The following is a 5162-nucleotide window of genomic DNA, read 5'->3' as shown; positions in this document are numbered from 1 at the left end:
ACCCGGCGCGATCCCGTGCGTGAGCTGCGCGGCCTTCGCCGCCGGTGTCAGGACGAGCCGGGCGCGCCGCCGCGCGACCGCCGCCACGATCCGCCGCGCCGCCCGCTCCGCGTCCATCGACAGCAGCGGCGCCCCCGCCGCCGCGCTGAACCAGCCGAACTCGGCCCCCGTATCGCCCCCGAACTCCGCCTGCCGGTGCGAACCGGTCCGCATGAGGCCCGGGTGCACCGCCGTCACACTCACCCCGTCCGCCGTCGTCTCCGCGCGCAGCCCCTCCGCGAGCGCCCCCACCGCCGCCTTGGCGCACGAGTACGGCAGCAGGTGCGGCACTCCCAGGAGACCGCCCACCGAGCCGATGAGCGCCAGCCTGCCCCGGCTCTCCCGCAGGTAGGGCAGCGCCTCCAGCGCCGTGTGCAGCGCCCCGCCGAACATCACGTCCATCGCGTCGCCGAACTCCTCGGCCCCCACCGCCGCGACCGGCGCCACCTGGATGACTCCCGCGTTCGCGACGACCACGTCGAGCCCGTCGCGCGCGTGCGTCGCCCGCAGCAGTTCCCGTACCGCCGCCTGCTCGCGTACGTCGCACACCGCGACCCGCACGGTCGCCCCCGTCCGTTCCCGCAGCCGCGCCGCCGCCCGCTCCAGCTCGTCCCCGTCCCGCGCGGCGAGCGTCACCACGCAGCCCTGCCGGGCCAGCTCCTGACCGATCAGCAGCCCGAGTCCGCGCGAGCCCCCGGTGACCACGGCCGAGAGACCGCCGAGCCGGGGGGAGCGGGCCGGACGGGGGGAGCGGGGCATGGGGACCTCCGGGCAGTCGACGGGAAGCCGCGGGTACGCGGGCGACGGTCCACGGGGAGTTCCCCGCGCCCGCCACCTCAACCGTGACCCGCCGCGGCCCGCTCCGCATCCCCGCGCCGTACACCGCCCCGGTGCCACGAGACGGCGGCCCCCTCCCCCCACTCGGCCGCGGCCACTCCCGATGCGGGCTCTTTCACGCGGACGAGTGCCGCGCCTTCACGCGTACGAGTGCCGCGCCTCCCGTCCTGTCACGCCTTATGCGCACAAAGTGGTTATCTGATCTCCTCACCGGGAGAGAGGCGCGACACATGACGTCCACGCAGATCGGCACGCCCGGCGAGGAGCCGGTGGAGCCGGTGGAGGCGGCCGGGAAGACGGAGTGCGGCGAGGGGTACCACCGGGCGCTCGGGGCCCGGCAGATCCAGATGATCGCCATCGGCGGCGCGATCGGCACCGGGCTCTTCCTCGGGGCGGGGACCGCCATCTCGAAGGCGGGCCCGAGCCTGATCCTCGCCTACGCGGTGGCCGGGCTCGTCATCTACTTCATCATGCGGGCGCTCGGCGAACTCCTCCTCTACCGCCCCGTCTCGGGCTCCTTCGCCGAGTACGCGCGCGAGTTCCTCGGCCCCTTCTTCGGCTTCGTGACCGGCTGGACCTACTGGCTCGGCTGGGTCATCACCGGCATCACCGAGGTCACCGCCGCCGCCAAGTACATGACCTTCTGGTGGGCCATCCCGCAGTGGGCCTCCTCACTCGCCTTCACCGTCCTCCTCTTCGGCGTGAACCTCATCTCCGTGAAGCTCTTCGGCGAGCTGGAGTTCTGGTTCTCCATGGTCAAGGTCACCGCGATCGTCGGCATGATCCTCATCTGCCTCGGCATCCTCACCATCGGCTTCACCGACGCGGGGCAGACGGCGAGCGTCGCCCACCTCTGGAACGACGGCGGCCTCTTCCCGCACGGCCTCGGCGGCACCCTCATGACGCTCCAGATCGTCATGTTCGCCTTCCTCGCCGTCGAACTCGTCGGCGTCACGGCGGGCGAGTCCGAGAACCCCGAGAAGAACCTCCCCAAGGCGATCAACACCGTGCCCTGGCGCATCGCCGTCTTCTACATCGGCGCGCTGATCATGATCCTGTCCGTCGTCCCCTGGAAGAAGTTCCAGCCGAACGTCTCGCCGTTCGTCGCCGCCTTCGAGCAGATGGGCCTCGGTGTCGGCGCGGCGATCGTCAACTTCGTCGTCCTCACCGCCGCGCTCTCCTCCTGCAACTCCGGCATGTACTCGACGGGCCGCATGCTCCGCGACCTCTCCCTCAACCGCCAGGGCCCCACCCTCTTCGCCCGCCTCACCCACACCGGGACCCCGCTCCTCGGCACCGCCTTCTCCGCTGCGCTCATGCTCGTCGGCGTGTGGGTCAACTACCAGTGGCCCGGCAAGGCGTTCCAGTACGTCATGTCGCTGGCCACCATCTGCGGCGTCTGGGCCTGGATCATGATCCTGCTCTGCCAGCTCCGCTACCGCCGCAAGGCCGAGCGCGGCGAACTCCCCACCTCCCCCTTCCCCGCCCCCGGCGCCCCCTTCACGAGCCTGTTCGCCCTCGCCTTCCTCCTCCTCGTCCTCGTCCTCATGGGCTTCGACAAGGACGCCCGCATCGCCCTCTACGCGGCGCCCGTCTGGGGCGCGCTCCTCGTCGGCGCCTACCGCGTCCACCTCGCCCGCGCCCCGTACGCCCGCCCCGTACGACAGCAGGACGGCCCCGCCGACCCGGAGGAGACGGCCCCCGCCGAAGCCTGAACGTCCGGGCGTCCAGCTGCCGGGCGGGCCCGTCCCACGGACCGGGACAGGCCCACCCGTACGCGCGTACGGTCCGTCTAGGCTGGCCCTCATGCTGACCCTCACCCAGGAGCTGTACGACCGGATCGTCGCCCACGCGCGCGCGGACCACCCCGACGAGGCGTGCGGCATCGTCGCGGGACCCGCGGGCAGCGACCGCCCCGAGCGCTTCGTCCCCATGCTCAACGCGGCCCGCTCGCCCACCTTCTACGAGTTCGACTCCGGCGACCTGCTCCGCCTCTACCGCGACCTCGACGACCGCGACGAGGAACCCGTGATCGTCTACCACTCGCACACCGCGACCGAGGCGTACCCCTCGCGCACCGACATCTCGTACGCGAACGAGCCGGGCGCCCACTACGTCCTCGTCTCCACCGCCGACACCGACGAGGCGGGCCCCTTCCAGTTCCGCTCGTACCGCATCGTGGACGGCGTGGTCACGGAGGAGGACGTGAAGGTCGTCGCGGCGTACTGAGCACGGGGAGGTCGTCGCCGCGTACCGAGGGCCCCGCGGACCCGAGCCCGCCAGCATGTGAACGCCAGGCGTCCGCGCCTCGGGACACCCCTCCGGGTATCGGGCCGGGAATCGTTACGATGACCGCATGGTTGACCTCGACGTGCGTACTCAGGAGCCGGGCACCCCGCTGCTCACGGCGCGGCGCCACGTCGACCTCTGCCGCGTCGCCGGCGCGCTCTGTCCGCGCTGAGCGCCGATCCCCGCGCGCGGCGCCCCTCCCGGCGAGCGCGCGCACCACGGCGCCCCATCCCCGTACCGCCGCAACGAGGCGCCCCCGCGCGCCCACGACCTCCCGAAAAGGAGACCGCCATGGCCATCGAGGTCCGCATCCCGACCATCCTCCGCACCTACACCGACGGCGCCAAGGCCGTCGAGGGCAGCGGGGACACGCTCGCCGAGCTCTTCGCCGACCTCGACAGCCGCCACGCCGGCATCCAGGAGCGCATCGTCGACGACGGCAAGCTCCGCCGCTTCGTCAACGTCTACCTCAACGACGAGGACGTCCGCTTCCTCGACGGCATCAGCACCAAGCTCAGCGACGGCGACAGCGTCACGATCCTCCCCGCCGTCGCCGGCGGCGCCCGCTGATGCGGTACGAGAGCGCTCTCGCCGCTGTCGGCAACACCCCGCTCGTCCAGCTCCCCCGGCTCTCGCCGGGGGAGGGGGTGCGCCTGTGGGCCAAGCTGGAGGACCGCAACCCCACCGGGTCCGTCAAGGACCGGCCCGCGCTCCACATGGTCGAGCGGGCCGAGAAGGACGGGCGCCTCACCCCAGGCTGCACGATCCTGGAGCCCACCAGCGGCAACACCGGCATCTCGCTCGCCATGGCCGCCAAGCTCAAGGGCTACCGCATGGTCTGCGTCATGCCGGAGAACACCAGCCAGGAACGGCGCGACCTGCTCGCCATGTGGGGCGCGGAGATCATCTCCAGCCCCGCCGCGGGCGGCTCCAACACCGCCGTACGGGTCGCCAAGGACCTCGCGGCCGAGCACCCCGACTGGGTCATGCTCTACCAGTACGGGAACCCGGACAACGCGGGCGCCCACTACGCCACCACGGGCCCCGAACTCCTCGCCGACCTCCCCTCGGTCACCCACTTCGTCGCCGGGCTCGGCACGACGGGCACCCTCATGGGCGTCGGCCGCTACCTGCGCGAGCACAAGCCGGACGTCAGGATCGTCGCCGCCGAACCCCGCTACGACGACCTCGTCTACGGGCTGCGCAACCTCGACGAGGGCTTCGTCCCCGAGCTGTACGACGAGAGCGTCCTCACCACCCGCTTCTCCGTCGGCTCCGCCGACGCCGTCACCCGCACCCGCCAACTCCTCCAGGAGGAAGGCATCTTCGCGGGCATCTCCACCGGCGCGGCGCTCCACGCGGCCATCGGCGTGGGCAAGAAGGCCGTCACCGCGGGCGAGGAGGCGGACATCGCCTTCGTCGTCGCGGACGGCGGCTGGAAGTACCTCTCGACCGGCGTCTACACGGCACCGACGACGGACGAGGCGATCGCGACGTTGCAGGGGCAGCTCTGGGCCTGAGGGGCGGGACCGTGAGCAGGGCGGGGCTCAGCTCGGGGGAGCCCCGCCCCTTCCTCCACCGGGCTCCCATGTTCGTGCGCGGACCCCCGGCGCCCTTGTAGCGGGGCGATCGAAGCGACACCACCCTCAGTAGGGCTGAGCCCCCTTCACCCCTTCCGCACCCGCTCCCACACCCCCGCGTCCACCGCCCCGGCCCGGCGCCGGAAATCCCGCAGCGGCACCTTCCGCCGTTCCCCGGTCTCCAGGTAGCTGCGCCGCCCCTCGCGATCGTCCACCGCGCCGGGCGGCAGCGCCACGACCCCGCCCCGCTCCGGGTGCTGACGGCTCGTGATCTTCATGACCCGCGCCGCGCGCGGCCCCACCGACAGGACCAGGCAGGGCCGGTCCTTCGCCCCCGGCCCGTCCTCGAACGGCACCAGCGCCCACCAGATCTCGCCCGGCCGCGGCTCCCGCACCCGCGCCCCGCCGGGCCCCCGC

Annotated in this window: 7 protein-coding genes; 5 read left to right on the top strand and 2 right to left on the bottom strand. The window is 72.7% G+C overall.

The window, feature by feature from the left end:
- Positions 1-798: SDR family oxidoreductase (locus G3I42_RS14660; RefSeq protein ID WP_164286090.1), on the bottom strand; the 798-nt coding region annotated here is incomplete at its 3' end.
- Positions 799-1106: 308 nt separating this feature from the next.
- On the opposite strand from G3I42_RS14660, the gene G3I42_RS14655 reads away from it, so the two are divergent.
- The 5 genes from G3I42_RS14655 (at position 1107) to G3I42_RS14640 (ending at position 4685) form a co-directional block, all read left to right on the top strand.
- Entirely contained in the window at positions 1107-2591 is a 1485-nt protein-coding gene (locus tag G3I42_RS14655) for an amino acid permease (RefSeq protein ID WP_164286088.1), read from the top strand.
- Between the two features lie 91 nt (positions 2592-2682).
- Complete coding sequence (locus G3I42_RS14650; protein ID WP_164286086.1) at positions 2683-3105, top strand: M67 family metallopeptidase; 423 nt, start codon at positions 2683-2685, stop codon at positions 3103-3105.
- A gap of 127 nt (positions 3106-3232) precedes the next feature.
- Positions 3233-3337 (top strand): putative leader peptide, encoded by a 105-nt coding sequence (locus tag G3I42_RS38425; RefSeq protein WP_010295339.1) that lies wholly within the window; start codon positions 3233-3235, stop codon positions 3335-3337.
- Positions 3338-3456: 119 nt separating this feature from the next.
- Positions 3457-3735 carry a MoaD/ThiS family protein gene (locus tag G3I42_RS14645; RefSeq protein WP_164286084.1) on the top strand — a complete coding sequence of 93 codons (279 nt, stop codon included), beginning with the start codon at positions 3457-3459 and terminating at the stop codon, positions 3733-3735.
- Positions 3735-4685, top strand: coding sequence for a cysteine synthase (locus G3I42_RS14640; RefSeq protein WP_164286082.1), 951 nt, complete (start codon positions 3735-3737; stop codon positions 4683-4685). The genes G3I42_RS14645 and G3I42_RS14640 overlap by 1 nt, the downstream gene beginning before the upstream one ends.
- Before the next feature lie 146 nt (positions 4686-4831).
- Here G3I42_RS14640 and G3I42_RS14635 read toward each other — a convergent pair.
- Positions 4832-5162: type II toxin-antitoxin system PemK/MazF family toxin (locus G3I42_RS14635; RefSeq protein ID WP_164286080.1), on the bottom strand; the 331-nt coding region annotated here is incomplete at its 5' end.

The sequence above is a fragment of the Streptomyces sp. SID11385 genome (genome assembly GCF_010548245.1).
Taxonomy (GTDB): Bacteria; Actinomycetota; Actinomycetes; order Streptomycetales; family Streptomycetaceae; genus Streptomyces.
The sequence above is the reverse complement of the archived record's forward strand: the minus strand, read 5'-3'. Positions and strand labels throughout refer to the sequence as shown.